Below are 16,227 nucleotides of genomic sequence, written 5' to 3'. Positions count from 1 at the left end.
CCACAACAGTGAGCGACGTTCTTACCCAGCAAGCGCCGGCGGCTTTCGTTCTCGAGCCGCCCGCACCCCTACAGCTTCCCACCGTCGAGCAGGCGAAGCAGACCATCGTGCCGGTGAAGCCCGAACTCCGCTCGGAACTCGATGCGAAAATTGTCTCCAGCGTCGAGGACTTCGTTGCCCGCGTGAGCGCGGCCGACCTGCACTCCGACGACTTCCGCAATATGCTCGACCGGGCCTTCGCCGCTGGCCGCAAGGAAATCACCGACACGAGCACGTTCATCAGCAACAATCCGTTGCTACGTCAGACGACCTTCAAAGACTACGACGACACTGACGGCGCCAAAGCCTTGCGTGAGCTGTCGGTATTGCTTGCCAAGGCGAATCCGAAGGGCAAGGACCTGCTTGGCCCGGTAAAGGTCATGGGCATCGCCATGCCCTTTGGGTCGAAACTGCGCAGTTATATGGACGACTTCAAGCCGGTCGGCGAGCGCATCAACGAGCTGATTCAGGTCCTCGAAAGTGAAGAAGACGCGCAGCGCCGCGAGATTGCGAGCTACGACATCGTCGAGGGGCAGCTGTTCGAAAAGCTGCAGAGACTCGACCGCGCAACCGAGTACCTCGGCCTGCTCGACCAGCGGCTCGAAACTGAGTCGAGCGCTCTTCAGACTCTGAATCCGGAGAAGTCCAAGGCTGTTCGCGAGGAAGTGTTGTTCTATGTTCGCGGCAACCTGAGTGACGTGACGCAGCAGAAGCTGTTGACCGTGGCTGCGATTGGCCAAATCCGCCAGCTGCGCCACACGGGCCGCATGACGTTGCGCGGCACCAACCGCGTTCGCACGCTGGGCATGGACGCACTCGCCATCGCACAAACGATGGCCATCGCGACGTACAACCAGAAAAAGCGCATGGACCTGAATCGTCAGGCGCAACAGGTGGTCAACGACATGGTCGCCGGCGTGGGCGACGCCGTGCTCGAACACACCAAGCTCGTCATCGAGTTCGAATCGAATCCGCTGCTCGGTATCCAGGCCATTGAATCGGGCGTCGACAAGACGCTCGAGGCCATCAACCTTCTGAACAACTACCGCTCGACGGCCGTTGACACGATGAAGGCCGACAACGTGAAGCTCAACGCCCTGTACGACAAGGCAAAAACCGGCATGCGCATTCTCGACAAGCCGGTCGCTGCCGAGTACGGCGACGTGTTTTCCATTTAGGCTAATTGAAAAGAAACCATGAAAAAGCTATTCGCGTTGCTGCTTACCGCAGCCTCCTTTCTCAGCCTCGCCGCCTGTGAGCAACAAGCCCAACAGGCCGACCCGTCGTCGGGTGCTGTAGCGGCGGCGCAGGCCGCGCCGCAGGACACCCTCACCTGCCTGTCCGGCTCTGAAGTCGCCGACGTAGCACCGCTGCTCGGCCAACTGCAGAAGGAAACGGGCGTCACGCTCAAACTGGCCCCGAGCGGCACGCTCGCGAGCGTCGAGACGCTGGCGTCCAATGCCGGCCAGTATGACTGCGGCTGGTTCTCACACAACAAGTACCTCTTGCTCAACGATGCTGTCAAGAGCCAGGTCAAGGCCTCCGAGCGCATCATGAGCTCCCCTGTCATCCTGGGAGTCAAGGCTGAAAAGGCTAAGGCGCTCGGCTGGACGGCCGACAACACGACATGGGCTGACGTCGCCAAGGCTGCCAAGGCGGGTGCCTTCACCTTCGCGATGACCAGCCCCGCTTCGTCAAATACGGGCATGAGCGCGCTCATCGGCGTGACGTCCGCGCTCTCGGGCGCCGACTCGGCCATCACCCCCGCCTCTATTCAGAAAGTGGAGCTGTCGGGTTTCGGCAAGGGCCAGATTTTGTTCTCGGACTCGTCGGGCTGGCTCACGACGGCTTTCGTCTCGTCGCTGTCGGACCCGAAGGGACCGGACGGCATGATTAACTACGAGTCGGAGTTGTTGAAGGTCAATGCAACGAAGAACGCGAACCTGACGCTCATCTACCCGAAGGAAGGCATTATCACGGCGGACTACCCGCTCATGCTGTTCAATCCGGCGAAGAAAGCGCAGTTCGACAAGGTGGTGGCTTTCTTCAAGCGCGACGATATCCAGAAATGGTTGATGGAGAACACGTATCGTCGCCCGGTGTCGCCCACCGTCACACCGGATGCCGCTCGTTTCGGTACCCATCTGCTGGTTGACGTCCCGTTCCCCGGCAACGCAGCCGTGCTCGACGACCTCCTGATTAGCTACCTCGACAAGCAACGCAAGCCGGCGCACGATTACTTTGTACTCGATACGTCAGGCTCGATGGGCGACAACGGCGGCATTGAGCAATTGCGCAATGCACTCGTGAACCTCGCGGGCAACGACACTTCGCTCTCAGGCCGCTTCTCGCGCTTCCGGTTGCGCGAGAAGGTCACGATTATCGAATTCGCTGGCGGCATCAAGAGCATCCAGACTTTTTCGATGGGCGAGAACGGTCAGGTCATGGCAGAAACCCTGAAAACCTTCAAGGACTACGCGAGTAACCTGAATGCTGGCGGCGGCACCGCAATCTTCGGCGCGGTCGAGAAAGCGTACGCACTCGCGGCCGCAGACGCCGACAAGGAGCCTGGCTACCTGCAGAGTATCGTCGTGATGACCGATGGCCAGAGCAATGAGGGCCCCACGCCGGACGACTTTGCGCAGTTCTACAACAGCCCGGCCGCCAGCGACATGAAGCATGTTCGCGTCTTTGGCGTACTCTTCGGCAGCGACGCGGACAAGACGCAGATTCAGGGTTTGGCGACCATGACGGGCGGGGCCGTATTCGACGGCAGCACCTCGCTTTCGAGTGTGTTCAAGAAAATCCGGGGCTATCAGTAATGTCGAAGCTGCGACTCTTCTTCTACGGTCCGAGCAACCTGTCGGGCATGGCACTGGCGTGCATCGGCCCGCTGTTGCTGCTGGCTGGCGTCATCGACAAAGGCTGGTGGGCCGTCAGCGCCGGCGCGTATGGCTGCGGCTGGGTGGCAGGGTCGCTCTTCTTCCAGAACGCGGTCATCGAACACCGCGCCGAGATGTCTCTTGAAGACCTGCAGAGCTTCCTCCAGAAGCTCTTGCGGGACAACTCGTCGAAGCTCCCAGCTGACGCCGTCCAGCACCTGAAGTCCATCCATGACTCGCTCGAGCAGGCGCTCCCGCGATTCAAGGAACTGTTCGAGACGTCGGGTTCGGCCGGCCAGCAATGGCTTATGTTCAGGCAGGTGATTCTCAATTACCTGCCTGAGACATTGGGCAACTACCTTAAGCTGCCGGCGACCTATGCCCGCGTGCATAAGGTTGGCAACACGGGGCAGACGCCGAGCCAGCTGCTCATCGCTCAGCTCGACGTCATGGATATTGAGCTGCAGAACGCTACTCAGGCCTTATTCGAGAGCGATGCAAACAAGATGCTGGTCAACAGCCGGTTTCTCGAAAGCAAGTTCGGCAAGGCGACCGACTTTCTCTAGGCCTCAAAAAAGCGAGCACCCGTTTAGGGTGCTCGCTCAATCAGACCACTTAGCGAATCGCGCGCCTGCGCGTCAACTCCCTCCCCGCCCGCTCCCTAGCGGGACCACTTCAGCAGAAGTTCCCGGAAAGCCATCCCGTCCAGCCCCTGGTAACCGGTTTGCCATGGGATTTCGAGGGTTCCCTTGAGGACGTCGAACACGTAGAGTTCCTCGTCTGCGACTCCCCGAACAACCGTATCTAACCGCAGCAGTCCGACGTACGTGTCGAGAAACTGCTCGTCGGCGCAATCACTGACCCCGCGAAACAGCTGCGCATAGCTGTCCGGCTTCGTGCCGTACAGTTCAATACAGCGTGCTACCGCCTCACTCAGTCCCTTGTCGCGCGAGTCACACAGGCTTTCTGGCGTTTCCATCCGATGAAGCAACCGCTGATGGACCTCCGCAAGACGCCGCTGCAAATCTTCGCGGTCCATCACGGCCGGCTCCAGCGCGGCCTTTCTGACGAATCCGCCGAGCCGACTAACGGCCTGCGCAACCAGCAACCCCAATTCAATGCCACTCGATGTCATATCGATGTCCTCAAAATTACAATGCCGCCCCACGATGGCGCGGTGCCTGTGACGTATAGCCGCGAAGACCCCTTCGGCTTCAGAGCCTCGACAACGCGCCAGCTGTGCGCCATAATCGAAGGTGCCGCTCAGCTTGATTAGCGTTAAAAAATGCGCGTTCGATGTAAAGCCCAACAATACTTTTCAAAATTCTCTCGCTATGAGTCCAACCGGCCGTCTTTGCATTTCTCGCCCCGCAATTCAGCAACTTCGGTCCCCCGCTGCACTGGCCCTCACGCGAGTCTTAGCGACGGCCAGTGCTGAAGAGCGCGCCGCCGTCGCAACGCTCCTTGTCGGCGCCCTGCGCGATGTGGTGGCAGCGAAATCCCCCAAAGACGCGCCCGCGCCCGCTCGATGAATTCCTCACTCGGCCGCATCTACTCCGTCCCCCTGCTTGGCGCATCGCCCGAAAGCGTGCGAAAGCTGCTTGAGGATGTTCGGAGTTTGCAGGCAGCGCGGCGCTCGCAGCACGGCCCGTCCCGCACCAGTCTGCAGAAACGATTTGTAAAGGATGGCATGGTTGTCTTGACTACCGGCTACCCCGTATCGCGCGCCGCCGGCACCCGCGTTGCCGCCCCTGTCACTGCCAATGGACAGGTATAGAGGGCGCGACAGAATTACCGCGCAAATACGACAGAGCACCAACCTTCGTTTGATAGGACACACGCGAGATGACAGTGACAACAGAGGCAACAATGGCGTTGCCGGAGCACCTGGATGAGAAGACCGAGATGGAGTTGTTGCGCCTTGAGGTCTATGAAGCGATGTGCCGCGTGCGCGACTACCGCGCCGGCAACACGTCGCTTATCGAGGCAGTAATGCTGCTGATGGACGGTGCCCTCGGCGCGACGGAGAACGCTCAGAAGGTCTTGACTGAATGCGGCATGTTGAACGGCGCGGACGGCAGCCTGAACTGGGCCGCCCTGTCCGAACGCAAGGACAGCCGCTGGACGTGGGAACACTGCGTACGAACCTTGGTGAAGCAACCGGCAGAGGTCGCCCGTCTGTTGGCCTTGGGCGACGGACAAGGCTGAGCAAAGTCAATCGTGGCGGTCAAAGCGGATGGCGGTTCGGAACGTGCTCCAGCCCGCGTCCAGCACGGACTTCGCCATGCGCGTCTTCGCAAGGGCTGAAGCGTTCACGTTGCCGATAAAGATTGCGCTGCACCAAAGCATTAGAATGGAACCCTCCCAACGATAAGGCAGGCCATTCGATGACCGTAATTGATTTCAAAAGCAAGGCTTTCTGGAAGGAGCTCAACGAGCGCTTCGACTGCATGCGCACTGACATCAATTATGGTGGAATCACACGCCACATGTCGGCCGCAAATCAGACAGCCGGCGATGAAATTACTCTAGACGCCGAAACGGGTCCGGCGGTTAAGGAGCTGTTCCCCCGGTATGGATTTCCGGGGGAGCCAAAGACGTGGGCCGAATTTAGGGCTGTGCACGCCTACATTGAGCGGGTTGAAGAGGCTGTCGACACGTTTCGGATTGGGTTCAGGAATATTCCGCAACACGGAATTGATTTTCTGCGCGATAAATACTCTGACGTTTTCGCTGTTGTGATGGCCATCGTTGAAGGTGACTACGCGAAGGTGGCAGCGATGCATAAAAGGTGCAGGACCTTTCAGAGGCTGGTTCGGGACTACGACGAGCTTGCGGAGCTTCCTGACCCGGAACCGCGAAAATCAGTGCCCTAACGGACGGTAAGTCCGGGCCACATAACCCTCAGAAAGGAACAGCAAATACACGATAAGCTGCCCTCTTGTAGTGCGCCTCGAACTTGCCCGGCGTCACTTGGGTGCGAGCTTCGTGCTTGCGGATTCCCAAAAATTGCCTGCGCCGAAGTAAGAAAACGCCATCGTTGAGAGCGGGACGAAGATAAGTCCGAAGCCGAAAACCCTGCAGCGAGAGCGGACCTGCCATCCACTCCCCGCTGATATTGCCATCCATCGCGGTCATCCCGGGCCTCCGACGATGCACAGCGAGATACGTGGCTGATGGTCGGCGCCCTCCGTGCCATAGACATCCTCCTCACGCCGTCACGGCACGAAGAAATAGCGCGTCAGGTGGAAGAAAATCGGTGCCGCGAAGCAAATGGAGTCTACCCGGTCGAGCATTCCGCCGTGCCCCGCCAGCATGACGCCCCAATCCTTTGCCCCCAGCGAACGCTTGACGCCGGAAAGCACCAGACCGCCGATGAAACCAGCGGCTACCGTTACGAGCGACATCGCGGCCGCCTGCCAGAGACTGAAAGGCGTCAGTCCGTGCAGGACTGCGCCGAGCAGAACCGCCATCGCGCCGCCGCCCAGTAGCCCTTCGACGGTCTTGGACGGGCTGACAGCCGGCGAGAGTTTGTGGCGTCCCCACAATTTTCCGCAGACGTACTGAAAGACGTCGCTCGACTGGACTACAAGGAGGAAGAACAGTAGCAGCGGTCCATTGTTCGAGAAGTAGTTCGGGATTTCCAGCATGAGCAGCGCCGGCGCGTGGCTTAGCCCATAGACGCACACCATCAAGGCCCACTGGATTTTTGCATTGCGCTCGAGGAACTCGGTAGTGTCTTGAGCCAAAGCCCCCGCAGCGGACATCACGAAGAAGGCGTAGACGGGGATGAAAATCGCGAACAGGCCGTACCACCGCATGGCCAGCAAGATGAACTGTGCCGGCAGCGCGACGTAAAACGCAAGGAGCAAGGAGGAGTAATCGGCCGCCTTGGTCGGCGTCAGCGTAATGAACTCCCGGAACGCGAAGAAGGATATCAGCGCGAACAGTCCCACAGTGGCATATGGGCCGGCCCCGATGGCGACCGTTGCCACTGCGACCATGGCCCACCATGCAAAGATGCGCTGGTTCAGATTCAGGATGGTGGAATTCCCCACGCCGAATTTCAGTCGCAGCACCTGGCCGATACCCGTCGAGACGGCCAGCAATATCGCGATACCGTTTATGGTCGCCCAGAAAATATGTGGCACGGCTCAGGCTCCTTGCAGTGTGTGCACGGCCTCACGGGCGCGTGCGAGAAACTGTTTCTTGTCTTCGCCCGAGCGCCGCTCGAGCGGCTCTCCGAATCCGACGCGGCAGATGACCGGGATGGGCACCAACTTCCCGCGCGGCATAACCCGGTTCAGGTTCGATAGGTACACCGGGACCAGATGGACATCCGGAAATTCCTCTGCGAGCCTGAAGATGCCGCTCTTGAATTCACCGAGCACGTCTGACTCATTGCGCTTTCCTTCCGGAAACAGAATGAGGGACGAGCCTGCCGCGAGCGCGGCGCGAAGAGGTTCCAGCGGGTCACGGTCTTCCTGTCGCTGCCTGTCGACAAACACGACGCGCAGCACCCGTGTCGCGATAAAGCGGCGAAGGGGCGAGGCATCCCAGTAATCGCGCGCGGCGACGGGCCGCACGGTGGCGCGCATCTCGAGCGGCAAGGCCGCAAGGACGGCCAACGTGTCGACGTGACTTGTGTGATTCGCGAAGTAGATGGTTTGGCCGGCTGCCGCTGGCGGAGCGACCCATCGTGGGTATGCACCGACCACGAGCCGAACCACTCCAAGCAACGCCCGCTGAAGGAGGTTACTCATGCGCAACTCCAAGCTTGGTGGCGATGGCGCGCGTTCTCGTCCAGCAAGTAAGCGCGGACCCCACGGTGATGAGCAGAAGCGCGACCTCGAGGCAATAATGGGTGTGGCCTTTGCTGATGAAACTTTCGACGAGCGCCCCGACGCACCCTGTGGTCAGGGCAGCCATTCGGTGCTGCTTTGCCATCGGCCCGAGGAACTCTTGCTCGAAGCCGAGCGCGCCGCCGAAAACCCGAACGTACGCGGTTAATGCGGCGAGTAGCGCGGCGAGCCACCCGATAACGGGCAAGCCGGCTGCATACCCTGTTGCCACAAGAATCAGCGAATCGGCAATGCGGTCCGGAAATTCGTTATAAAGGGCGCCCAGCGGGGACTTCTTGCCGCCCTCGACCGCAACCAGCCCATCAAGGACGTTGCAAAGCAGGCGCATCTGGATGCCGACGATAGCGAGCACTGCGCCAACTCCTGCGCTGGCGAACAGGAGGCCGGCGGCCGCCACCGCCGCGAACGCTACGCTCGCGGTCGATATCTGGTTAGGAGTAACGGCGCTTGTGGCCAGTTGTGAAGCGAGTGCTTGAATCGACCCATTGGAGCGGGAGCTTATTGGTCGCCGGTTCTCGGCCATGGAATGCCCGTTTTCAGATTTACACATCGGCCGCGAGCGCGAAGCCACACACGCGCGGTGGAAATTGATTCGCACAGACGCTGCCCAAGGGCGGCGCGCTGGATGTCCGCCCGGCTGAGCGTAGGCCGGCTAGAAGGCAGTCAGGAGCGGGAGCGCATCTCCGCCGCATCTGCCTTGGGCGACTTAAACAGTCGGCAACGCCTTGGACTTAAGCCAGCAACTGGCGGTAGTCTTTCAGCAACCGGTATTCTTCTTCGGTCAACGTGGCCTGCAACTTTTGGTTGAGCACGGAGAATTTAGCGCGCTCCCGCTTTGTCTTGGCCCAGGTGGTCTGGCGACGCGGTGACGTGCGATTCGACTCGCCCGCCAGTACCGTGGTATCGCGCCGCGTCATCGAAGCAGCGGTTTCCAGACGCTCGAAGGAAGCTCGCAGTTCTCCTAGCGTCGCGCCTGCAAGTGCGCCCACGCTAACTGCCATCGGCCACGTCATCTGCTTTCCTGTCCAGCAGGAAAGATGCGCAAGCTGGCACGCGACTGCCGCCGAGACGGGAATGGCCCATAACGGATGCTCGGCCGGCACCGCCGTATTGCCCGCAACAAAATGCAATAGCACCCCCGTCACGAAGCGCGCAGGTGCGTCGGCGAACCGCGATTCGTCGGCAAGGCCCGGGTCGATGGTCGGTGCCGGCGCACCAACAGCCCGCTTCACCCGGTATCGGGCGAGATACTTGTCCAGGTCGCGGCTCAACGGCACCAGTGCAGCCAGGAGGTGATGCGACGGGGCGCAAGGCGGGGCGTTTTCCCGCTCGTCGGGCTGCGGTCGCCCCTTCAAGGGCACAACACCAGTCAAACGCTCGTTGCGAACACCCGCTCGGTACGCAAGGCGTCGCGCGCGTGCATGCTCCTTGCGATGACGTGCAGCATTCAGGGCTTTGCCGAACAACGCGCGCTCGGTACGAATCGCCTGCTTGGCAACCCGACTGATGTCTCGCAGCGTATCGAGCGAAACCAGCTGATTGTCTTTCATGGAAAGGAGACCTCGTGGCGCAGATGTGTTTTTTGTAAACTCACGCTTATTGTAAAGGTCCAGCATGTGTGTGGTCAATGGAACGCCGGCGGCGCGGGTTCGATTCCACGACAACACTGGACTCTCGCCTTCACACAAAATTGAGCTTTACAGCAGGCTGGCACACACCCTTTTTGCAGCCTTCACATGAGCCGCTAATCGCTGGTATCATCGATAACGAACGGCGCCGCACCCCATAATAGACGGCCGGACGTCGCCCCAAAAAAATGGAACCGCCGACATGCTGCTCGATATCCAAGTGTATTACGCCAAACTGGCGAACAACGAAGCCCTGTCCAACGAGGAGCTAACCGCGCTTCTGAAGGAGTTGGCGCATTTCCGTCAGGCCACCGCGTACCTCGCCTCCTGCCAGGCCGCGACGGCTGAAAGCCTGCCCGCTTCGACAAGCAAGACGGCGCGCGGGCGCCATGTCGACCTGTGTGCGAATGCCGTGAAGTTGCTGAAGGTCGACTCCTCGCCAATTCGATATACGCAGAATCTGGAGGCCGCTCAAGAGCGGTGCGAAAAGGTCGTCGCAGACTGGTCTCTCGCGCACCGGTCCGAAGCCCTGAGTACCAAAGCTTCCAGGCGATAGCCGTCTGGACCGTTTGTTCGGGTTGGGCGCGAATACAGCTTCTCAATGTAAAGGACCGATACGAATGCCATTTTCCGAGTTGCTGGACGAGTACCTGAAATTGCGCGATACCTGGCCAGCCGAGCCGTCGAGGCGGGGCACCGACAAGGCTCCTTACACCCGCATGGCGGAACTTCGGGCGCTGATGGACTCCGCTGTCGGCGGGCTGGCAGGCGCGCCGCCGACCGAACACCTGCAATCGTCGGCGGCCCCTCTGCCTGTCCTGACGAAGGCGCACATCTGGTCGTTGTGGGCCGGCACGGGCGCGGGCGTCGTGGGACAGGAAAGTTTTCTGGCATTCTGCACGGCACTGGTCTCGGCGGCGCTCGAACACGCTGCGGCGGGTCCTGTTCAGTCGCCCCCGTCCTTAGGTCCGGTCGTGCGCCGAATGTTCGAGTTGTACCAGCAGGATGCGCCAGCAGTGGATTCCAGCTGGCGGCGCGCGTGCGAGAGCGTTCTCAGCGAACTCGAATACGGCCGCGCGTAGCAGGTCGGCCTCGCCCACCGGGCGCCCGCGTCCACGCCTCAAATCCGCCTCGACTGGCGCGTCTCGCACCGCGCCGGTCATGGGCTATTTCAGCCGTACCGAACCATTGACCGTCACCGTCACCGACGTTGTGCCGGGTTCGACCTGAGCAGCGGTCCGGGTGGCCTCACTCATCCTGGCCATCGCCATCACGGGTCGCGGAACGAAGCCGGAGTCCGAATTGACCGAAATCTCCTTGATATCGTAGCTCGAGTATCCGAGGGATTTGGCGACCAGGCTTGCCTGCGCCTTGAAGTTCGCGGACGCCTGCGTCATTGCCTTCGACGCTGCCGTAGCCGCCTCCTGCTCTGAGAGCGAATACGCGACATTCGACACGAGCAGGCCCGAGCTCAGGCGCGTGAGCACCTGGCTGAACGCGTCGAAGTCGTGCGACTCGACGCTCAGGTCCCCGTGGACGCGATAACCGGTTACCTTCTGCTTCTGGTCGTACGTCGGGAAGCTCCGGAAACTGCCCGTTTTCGCCGTCACGCCGTGCACATCACGGGCGAGGGTCAATCCTTCCTTTAGCGCCCGATTAACCTCTTCTGTTGCCGCTGCCACCGTAGATGCCGAAGCCTCGGCATACAAATCCGCACGGGCCGTGTCCTGTGGAACGTCGACAGTAGCACGCGCATTGAAATTGGCGATGGGTCCTTCGGCCGTTTCGGCATTTGCAACGCCAGCCAATGCCATCAAGGCCACGAAAAGAGAAACTGGAGTAAATTTCATCGAGTAATTTGTAGGGGGAAATTCCCGTTGTTTGGGACTCAAGGTTCTTCCGCTGAACCTTTCTCTCCCTTATAGCTAGCCGGAGAACCGGCAACCGCCGCAGCGCCATGGCCAGACGCATACGGGATTGAAAAAACGAACGGGAACCGGGAGTCGAAACAGATTTCGTATGCGCTTTTACTTTCGCCGGCGGGTCGGCGCTGATTTACGGCCTCTGCGGAGTGTGCAACTATTCATCTCTGCTCACGCCTGCAAACGAGCTGCGGCCGCGCCGCGCGGATTAGATACCGTCGCTACCTTACGGTGAGGATACTGTGGCCTGGAAATTCTGGAAGACAGAGAAGCGCGCTGCTGCCCCGACGCCCAACTGGCCGACCGACACGCACGAAGCGCTGCGGCTCCTGCTAGGCATGCTCATGCGCGCCGACAGCCCGCCGTTTTCGACGTGGAATGCCCCCGGCATCGTATTCGCACCGCGCGTTGATACCACTGCTCAGAGTGCCGCAAAAGGCTATCAACTGGCGCTCTGGTTCTGGCTTTTCGCCGAAAAACACGGGGGAACGGCGGCAAAAATGACGCGCGACTCGTTTTGCCTGCTCGCCGCCGACGCACAGCCGGCGCTAGGGGACGTTCTAGATAACCTGGTCGAGCTGGAGAACAGGCTCGTTCACTCGTTCGAGGCCACGCAAGGCGAGCAGCGCAACGTCAAACGGAATGGGCAGTCGCTGGAACTGCCTATGGAGCTTTTTGTGGCGAAAGGCTTCTTAAGGCAGGCGCCCGAGTCCCCATATTTTGGGCAAGACAATGCCGACCTCGAGGGAAACGACTTTAAACTCGCGGACTGCCTGCGTCACGCCTCGGAGCAGGCTCTCGCGGTTTTCAGACCCATGATTGACGTCGTGGCGTTCGACCCCCAATCACTGCCGAGCTGGAAGTGGAGCGCTCAGCCCGGCGCACGCGAACGGCATCTGCAGCGACGCTACAACAATCCACTCTTTCCGCTGCATCGTAGGATGGTCACGTCCAACGATGTTTACGAAGCCCGTCTATCCGACGCCCAGACACTTACGGACATTCGGCAGGAACTTGCCGAGATAGCCCGCGAGTTCTCTGAAAAGGCTGCGCTGCCCTCGGACTGGCACCCTTTTCTCAACAACTTTCGGGAGCGCCTGGACCAACTTGAGGACCGTCGCATTGTAGCGGGCGGGCAGAGCGCGGCGCTCGCGGCCGCAATCGCCGAACTACGCGGCAACATCGTGGCAGTGTGGCGTTCGGCCATCGAGAAAAGCAAGAACCGGCGTAGCCTTGCGGCCCTTGAACAGGCGGAAGCACTCCGCGCGGAACGACATGCTGCGCTGCATGCCTCCGAGTGGACGTCTCAGCTGCTAAGTCGCACTTCGCTCATACCTCCCGAAGAAGTGGTCGCCGCCCTTCTGAGCGAGCCTCCTGCCGAACTCGAAAAGGCGGTGACCACCCTTCAGGCGAATCCCCAACTTCATGACACGCTCGCGAACTGCCGGTCGGCAGGCCTGCGGCTTGTGGCAGAAGCCCGGGCGGCCGGTCACCCGCTCGCAGATATCGACGAGAAGCTGCGCATCCTGGGCGGCGCGCCCGGGCAGGTCCCTGCCTGACCCCTTCAACTTCGTCATTCCGCGACAGGGCTGGCCTAGAATAGCTTCGGGAAACGCAATCGAAGGGGTCCTTATGCGCACCGATTTCCCCTCAACGGAAAACTGGCTTGATGCGACGGCCGAACGGTGCGCACGCAGCCTTGTAATTACCGAACAGGCCCAGAAAACAATGCTGCGAGAAATTCTCGCCGACGCCCTCTCGCAATTCCCTCAAGCCGCCCTGGACAATGAGTTCATGACCGATGCTCACGCGTACGAAGCGCTCACGAGACGCAACAGCATGTCCGAAAAGGCGTGGGCGCTGTGGCGAGCGGCTGTGAAACTGAGCCGGAATCCTGATGCCCGCGTTCAACGGGGTTATAAAGCGCCAGTTGATTCGCGTCGCCTGCTGTTGCTTGAGGCCAGCCTCGCGTGGTATGAGGCGGCCAGTGGCACGACATTGAACGAGCCGGTGAGGCTCGAGCTCTCCCGTGGACGTCCTCGGGACATGGTCGTTAGCGCAGTCGAAATTTTCACATCTCCCGATGAGTTGGATGGCCGGGCGCAATTAACAGCGCGGGTGTACAGGCCTCCGAAAACCTCCTCCTGCCAGTTGTATTCCCCAGGAGACCAACTCTTCCCTCTCGACTGGTCCGACCTGCCCGCAAGCGCGCTTGTCGACAGAGCAAATGGGCACGTCTAGCGCAAGCGTGGGTGCGGATATTGCGGACTAAAATGTACGTATCCGGTTCAGCGCGCCATCCCCGTGAAACGCGCCGCCATCCCGGAACCACCAGTTCGCGTTCGTCGACGCGCTTCTCGTGTGCATTTGCATCGTGGAGGTGAAAGTGTTCGTTTCTTACCTCATTGACCCGTTGGCGCGCACCATCCAGAAAGTCAGAGACGGATTCGACAACGCGGCGAGCCTTATCGGGACAGACAGCCTCGACTGCGAGACGCTCTGGAGCACGCCGGCTGACCCGGACTCTTCGGTCGAGGTGTTTGCCGCCGAGGACGGAGTTCTCGACGAACCGTGGTCGCGGGCGTTCTTTCGTCTCCGGCTCACCCATGACGGCACAAACTTGGAGAAGATTTTCGCGGGCAAAGCGGTCCTCGCCGCTTTCGGAATAGTGCCCGACGACCTCGCCCGACAAGTCGCAACGCCCACGGCTGTTGAAAGCGGAGTGGAGTTTCTCGCTGAAAGCGCCGCCATCGAAGGGCTCGCGGAACATTCCGGCGCGACGGAGCGCCGCGTCGTCCATTGGAGCGAGCATGCCGCTTTTGCCACGGGAAAAGCCCCTGCGCGGCGCACAAGCCGGCGGGAAGAGCATCCGTCCGGGACGGGTACGAGAAACGCAAAATGAAGCCCGCGTCCCTGATAAGGGATGCGGGCGAATGATGCATGGCTTACAAGTAGCCTGCAGACGGGCGCAGAGTGCTTCTTCTTTCCGACATGAGGCGCCAGGCGTTTGCGACAATGGGAGCCGCATACGTAGTCATGTGCAAGTACTCTTCCGCGTCGTATCCATAGCGGCGCGCTACCACCTCAAGCTCTTCCGGGCAGATGCTTACAGCGTCAGGTAAAGCTTCGGTAGCGCCTTTGTAGTCATAGGCGACGCCGTTGACCTCAACCCATGCGTGAATGAAGTCGGCCGGCGTGTACTTGACGATTGCGGGCAGGCCCTGCGCGGTGAAATGCGCGTGGAGTGCAGCCGCCATGCCCCAACAGCCGCCTTCTTCGAAGTAACAGTCCACCCGTGCTGCCTCAACTGCCGCCACCATGGCGCGGGTGAACGCCTGACTGTCGAGGGCGTTCATCCTCGCGAACAGCTTCGAACGCGTGCGAGTTCCTCATGCTGCACAAGCACCAGGTCGCCGGTCCAGCTTTCTCCGATAGCGTCGACGTAGCCCTTCTTGTTGCCCTGCTCTGCCGCGTGGACAATTTCGAGTGCATTGAGCTTTGCGTCGGATGCTTCGGACGACCACAGTACGCCGGTGTCGTCGGTAATGGCGATGAATGGAGCTTTGGTCATTGGTTTTCTCCTTGATGTGCGCTCTGCGGGGTTACCTTCTGTGCTACCAACTCGACGTGCGGTGTACACACCGAGCAAATCGGGGTGTTTCCGCTATCCACCGGCCAATTGCAGATTGCACAAAGCGGCGCACCGTCAAGCGTCGAGCGTTTTGACGTTTCCTGAACAAATTTCATTCCTGGTTTCTCCATGTGGGGGCCTAACACCGTCTAGATAAAAGCCGCGCGAGAGCGTTCACCTGTGAGCCTTCCCTGATTGCGGTATCCATCTGAGTGGTTATGCGACTCTCAACATCTTGCTGACTGCGCTGTGCTCGATAAGGATGCCCCGGTCCGTCGCGCGCGCCCAGGAGCTTGCTACACTTTCGAGGCGCGGCACGCCGCCGCTATCCGCGTACACGTCGAGGAAATAATGAAGAAAGAGGACTTCCCGGCACTCGAGTGCCCAAGCTGCAACAAAGCAACGCCGCCGCGAAGCGTGAACCAGGACGATTCGGTCACGTACACCTGCGTCGGAAAAAACCACGAGGCAACCCACGGTCAGCCCGAGACCTGGCGCATCGCGGAGGACGGGACGTTCCTGCAACGGACCGAGTCCCGCCGTTACGAGCGCACCTGATTACGCCATCATTGCAAACGGCGGCTCCTTTACCGAGCCGCCGTTTTCTTTTGGCTCAATGGCGATTGAGGCTCCTTGCGCAACTGGAGGCTATACCTCGTTTCTCTTCTACGAACCACTCCCACAATGCGCAAGGTGACCTGTCAAGCGATGATAGCAGTCGCACTCACCCTCCTCGCCCCGATGTCGTACGCCTCGGGAACCTATCAGTACCGCGTCCCTTTCATCGGCCTGCGAGGCCCCGGCGCGGGAGCGCAAAGCGCCCCGTCGGCCATCGGCGACGGAATAGCTGTCGACGGAGCGTGTGCGGCAGGTCTCGCGACGACCTGCGATACGCTCAGTGCCTTGACATCCGGTATGAAGGTCGACACAAGCGGTCTCACGACTAGTTGTGTCCCCGGCTATATGGAAGGGGCACGGGCCAAGATTGGAGAAAGCTCCGGCAAGTGGTATTGGGAAGTGACTTCGAGCAACTGGACGAACCAATTTATGGGCATAGGTACGTGGAACGCCGGGATACCCGTGGGCAGGGACGGCAACGGCTGGAGCATTGTAGGCCCCGACTCCGGGACGTGGAAGGAATACCATAACAACTCGCAATCCACGCTGCAATACCTCGGGCCGGCTACCGTCCGCCGCTATATGCTTGATATGGACGCTGGCCAACTAAGCGTGTACGACGGTACAACTCTCGTGGACACTTTC

Annotated in this window: 20 protein-coding genes; 11 read left to right on the top strand and 9 right to left on the bottom strand. The window is 60.4% G+C overall.

What is annotated here, in order from left to right:
* Positions 1 to 8: 8 nt before the first annotated feature.
* From F6X40_RS09785 to F6X40_RS09775, 3 genes are read left to right on the top strand one after another with little or no spacing between them, the layout of a single operon-like run.
* The gene (locus tag F6X40_RS09785) at positions 9 to 1,217 is read left to right on the top strand and encodes a toxic anion resistance protein (RefSeq protein WP_187627623.1); all 1,209 of its coding nucleotides are present in this window, start codon (positions 9 to 11) and stop codon (positions 1,215 to 1,217) included.
* Between the two features lie 18 nt (positions 1,218 to 1,235).
* Positions 1,236 to 2,861, top strand: a complete 1,626-nt coding sequence (locus F6X40_RS09780) for a VWA domain-containing protein (RefSeq protein ID WP_187627622.1) — start codon at positions 1,236 to 1,238, stop codon at positions 2,859 to 2,861.
* The gene (locus tag F6X40_RS09775) at positions 2,861 to 3,487 is read left to right on the top strand and encodes a hypothetical protein (protein ID WP_187627621.1); all 627 of its coding nucleotides are present in this window, start codon (positions 2,861 to 2,863) and stop codon (positions 3,485 to 3,487) included. The genes F6X40_RS09780 and F6X40_RS09775 overlap by 1 nt, the downstream gene beginning before the upstream one ends.
* Positions 3,488 to 3,582: 95 nt before the next feature.
* Here the strand turns inward: F6X40_RS09775 and F6X40_RS09770 are convergent, their stop codons facing one another.
* A complete protein-coding gene (locus F6X40_RS09770; protein ID WP_187627620.1) occupies positions 3,583 to 4,230 on the bottom strand; it encodes a hypothetical protein in 648 nt (215 codons plus the stop codon).
* Between the two features lie 536 nt (positions 4,231 to 4,766).
* Here F6X40_RS09770 and F6X40_RS09765 point away from each other — a divergent pair.
* Both F6X40_RS09765 and F6X40_RS09760 read left to right on the top strand, forming a co-directional pair.
* Positions 4,767 to 5,129: a hypothetical protein gene (locus F6X40_RS09765; RefSeq protein ID WP_187627619.1), complete on the top strand. Its 363-nt coding sequence runs from the start codon at positions 4,767 to 4,769 to the stop codon at positions 5,127 to 5,129.
* Between the two features lie 179 nt (positions 5,130 to 5,308).
* On the top strand, positions 5,309 to 5,797 hold the full coding sequence (locus F6X40_RS09760; protein WP_187627618.1) for a hypothetical protein: 489 nt from the start codon (positions 5,309 to 5,311) through the stop codon (positions 5,795 to 5,797).
* A gap of 28 nt (positions 5,798 to 5,825) precedes the next feature.
* Here F6X40_RS09760 and F6X40_RS09755 read toward each other — a convergent pair whose 3' ends face one another.
* From F6X40_RS09755 to F6X40_RS09735, 5 genes are all read right to left on the bottom strand, one after another.
* Entirely contained in the window at positions 5,826 to 6,059 is a 234-nt protein-coding gene (locus F6X40_RS09755; protein ID WP_187627617.1) for a hypothetical protein, read from the bottom strand.
* Between the two features lie 80 nt (positions 6,060 to 6,139).
* Positions 6,140 to 7,072, bottom strand: coding sequence for a phosphatidate cytidylyltransferase (locus F6X40_RS09750; RefSeq protein ID WP_187627616.1), 933 nt, complete (start codon positions 7,070 to 7,072; stop codon positions 6,140 to 6,142).
* A 3-nt stretch (positions 7,073 to 7,075) separates the two neighbouring features.
* Positions 7,076 to 7,690, bottom strand: a complete 615-nt coding sequence (locus F6X40_RS09745) for a lysophospholipid acyltransferase family protein (protein ID WP_187627615.1) — start codon at positions 7,688 to 7,690, stop codon at positions 7,076 to 7,078.
* On the bottom strand, positions 7,677 to 8,135 hold the full coding sequence (locus F6X40_RS09740; RefSeq protein WP_262421414.1) for a hypothetical protein: 459 nt from the start codon (positions 8,133 to 8,135) through the stop codon (positions 7,677 to 7,679). Before F6X40_RS09740 ends, F6X40_RS09745 begins: the two co-directional genes overlap by 14 nt.
* A gap of 379 nt (positions 8,136 to 8,514) precedes the next feature.
* On the bottom strand, positions 8,515 to 9,333 hold the full coding sequence (locus F6X40_RS09735) for a hypothetical protein (protein WP_187627613.1): 819 nt from the start codon (positions 9,331 to 9,333) through the stop codon (positions 8,515 to 8,517).
* Between the two features lie 280 nt (positions 9,334 to 9,613).
* On the opposite strand from F6X40_RS09735, the gene F6X40_RS09730 reads away from it, so the two are divergent.
* Positions 9,614 to 9,967: a hypothetical protein gene (locus F6X40_RS09730; RefSeq protein WP_187627612.1), complete on the top strand. Its 354-nt coding sequence runs from the start codon at positions 9,614 to 9,616 to the stop codon at positions 9,965 to 9,967.
* A gap of 64 nt (positions 9,968 to 10,031) precedes the next feature.
* Positions 10,032 to 10,493: a hypothetical protein gene (locus F6X40_RS09725; RefSeq protein ID WP_187627611.1), complete on the top strand. Its 462-nt coding sequence runs from the start codon at positions 10,032 to 10,034 to the stop codon at positions 10,491 to 10,493.
* A gap of 84 nt (positions 10,494 to 10,577) precedes the next feature.
* Here F6X40_RS09725 and F6X40_RS09720 read toward each other — a convergent pair whose 3' ends face one another.
* The gene (locus F6X40_RS09720) at positions 10,578 to 11,261 is read right to left on the bottom strand and encodes an SIMPL domain-containing protein (protein WP_187627610.1); all 684 of its coding nucleotides are present in this window, start codon (positions 11,259 to 11,261) and stop codon (positions 10,578 to 10,580) included.
* A gap of 314 nt (positions 11,262 to 11,575) precedes the next feature.
* Here F6X40_RS09720 and F6X40_RS09715 point away from each other — a divergent pair, with 314 nt between their 5' ends.
* From F6X40_RS09715 to F6X40_RS09705, 3 genes are all read left to right on the top strand, one after another.
* Positions 11,576 to 12,892 (top strand): tryptophan leader peptide, encoded by a 1,317-nt coding sequence (locus tag F6X40_RS09715; protein WP_187627609.1) that lies wholly within the window; start codon positions 11,576 to 11,578, stop codon positions 12,890 to 12,892.
* A 73-nt stretch (positions 12,893 to 12,965) separates the two neighbouring features.
* Entirely contained in the window at positions 12,966 to 13,574 is a 609-nt protein-coding gene (locus tag F6X40_RS09710) for a hypothetical protein (RefSeq protein ID WP_187627608.1), read from the top strand.
* A 139-nt stretch (positions 13,575 to 13,713) separates the two neighbouring features.
* Positions 13,714 to 14,235 carry a hypothetical protein gene (locus F6X40_RS09705; protein ID WP_222946035.1) on the top strand — a complete coding sequence of 174 codons (522 nt, stop codon included), beginning with the start codon at positions 13,714 to 13,716 and terminating at the stop codon, positions 14,233 to 14,235.
* Between the two features lie 43 nt (positions 14,236 to 14,278).
* Here F6X40_RS09705 and F6X40_RS09700 read toward each other — a convergent pair whose 3' ends face one another.
* Positions 14,279 to 14,689, bottom strand: coding sequence for a hypothetical protein (locus F6X40_RS09700; protein ID WP_187627606.1), 411 nt, complete (start codon positions 14,687 to 14,689; stop codon positions 14,279 to 14,281).
* A complete protein-coding gene (locus F6X40_RS09695) occupies positions 14,686 to 14,904 on the bottom strand; it encodes a hypothetical protein (RefSeq protein WP_187627605.1) in 219 nt (72 codons plus the stop codon). The genes F6X40_RS09700 and F6X40_RS09695 overlap by 4 nt, the downstream gene beginning before the upstream one ends.
* 411 nt (positions 14,905 to 15,315) lie before the next feature.
* On the opposite strand from F6X40_RS09695, the gene F6X40_RS09690 reads away from it, so the two are divergent.
* Positions 15,316 to 15,522: a hypothetical protein gene (locus F6X40_RS09690; protein ID WP_187627604.1), complete on the top strand. Its 207-nt coding sequence runs from the start codon at positions 15,316 to 15,318 to the stop codon at positions 15,520 to 15,522.
* Positions 15,523 to 16,227: the final 705 nt, after the last annotated feature.

Origin of the sequence: Paraburkholderia sp. UCT31, assembly GCF_014397655.1 — a bacterium.
GTDB classification, from domain to species: Bacteria; Pseudomonadota; Gammaproteobacteria; order Burkholderiales; family Burkholderiaceae; genus Paraburkholderia; species Paraburkholderia tuberum.
The sequence above is the reverse complement of the archived record's forward strand: the minus strand, read 5'-3'. Positions and strand labels throughout refer to the sequence as shown.

Coding starts and splice junctions, on each gene's coding strand:
- F6X40_RS09765 (WP_187627619.1), top strand. CDS start 4,767: ATGACAGTGACAACAGAGGCAACAATGGCGTTGCCGGAGCACCTGGAT.
- F6X40_RS09695 (WP_187627605.1), bottom strand. CDS start 14,904: ATGACCAAAGCTCCATTCATCGCCATTACCGACGACACCGGCGTACTG.
- F6X40_RS09700 (WP_187627606.1), bottom strand. CDS start 14,689: ATGAACGCCCTCGACAGTCAGGCGTTCACCCGCGCCATGGTGGCGGCA.
- F6X40_RS09735 (WP_187627613.1), bottom strand. CDS start 9,333: ATGAAAGACAATCAGCTGGTTTCGCTCGATACGCTGCGAGACATCAGT.
- F6X40_RS09720 (WP_187627610.1), bottom strand. CDS start 11,261: ATGAAATTTACTCCAGTTTCTCTTTTCGTGGCCTTGATGGCATTGGCT.
- F6X40_RS09690 (WP_187627604.1), top strand. CDS start 15,316: ATGAAGAAAGAGGACTTCCCGGCACTCGAGTGCCCAAGCTGCAACAAA.
- F6X40_RS09780 (WP_187627622.1), top strand. CDS start 1,236: ATGAAAAAGCTATTCGCGTTGCTGCTTACCGCAGCCTCCTTTCTCAGC.
- F6X40_RS09775 (WP_187627621.1), top strand. CDS start 2,861: ATGTCGAAGCTGCGACTCTTCTTCTACGGTCCGAGCAACCTGTCGGGC.
- F6X40_RS09760 (WP_187627618.1), top strand. CDS start 5,309: ATGACCGTAATTGATTTCAAAAGCAAGGCTTTCTGGAAGGAGCTCAAC.
- F6X40_RS09755 (WP_187627617.1), bottom strand. CDS start 6,059: ATGACCGCGATGGATGGCAATATCAGCGGGGAGTGGATGGCAGGTCCG.
- F6X40_RS09730 (WP_187627612.1), top strand. CDS start 9,614: ATGCTGCTCGATATCCAAGTGTATTACGCCAAACTGGCGAACAACGAA.
- F6X40_RS09725 (WP_187627611.1), top strand. CDS start 10,032: ATGCCATTTTCCGAGTTGCTGGACGAGTACCTGAAATTGCGCGATACC.
- F6X40_RS09710 (WP_187627608.1), top strand. CDS start 12,966: ATGCGCACCGATTTCCCCTCAACGGAAAACTGGCTTGATGCGACGGCC.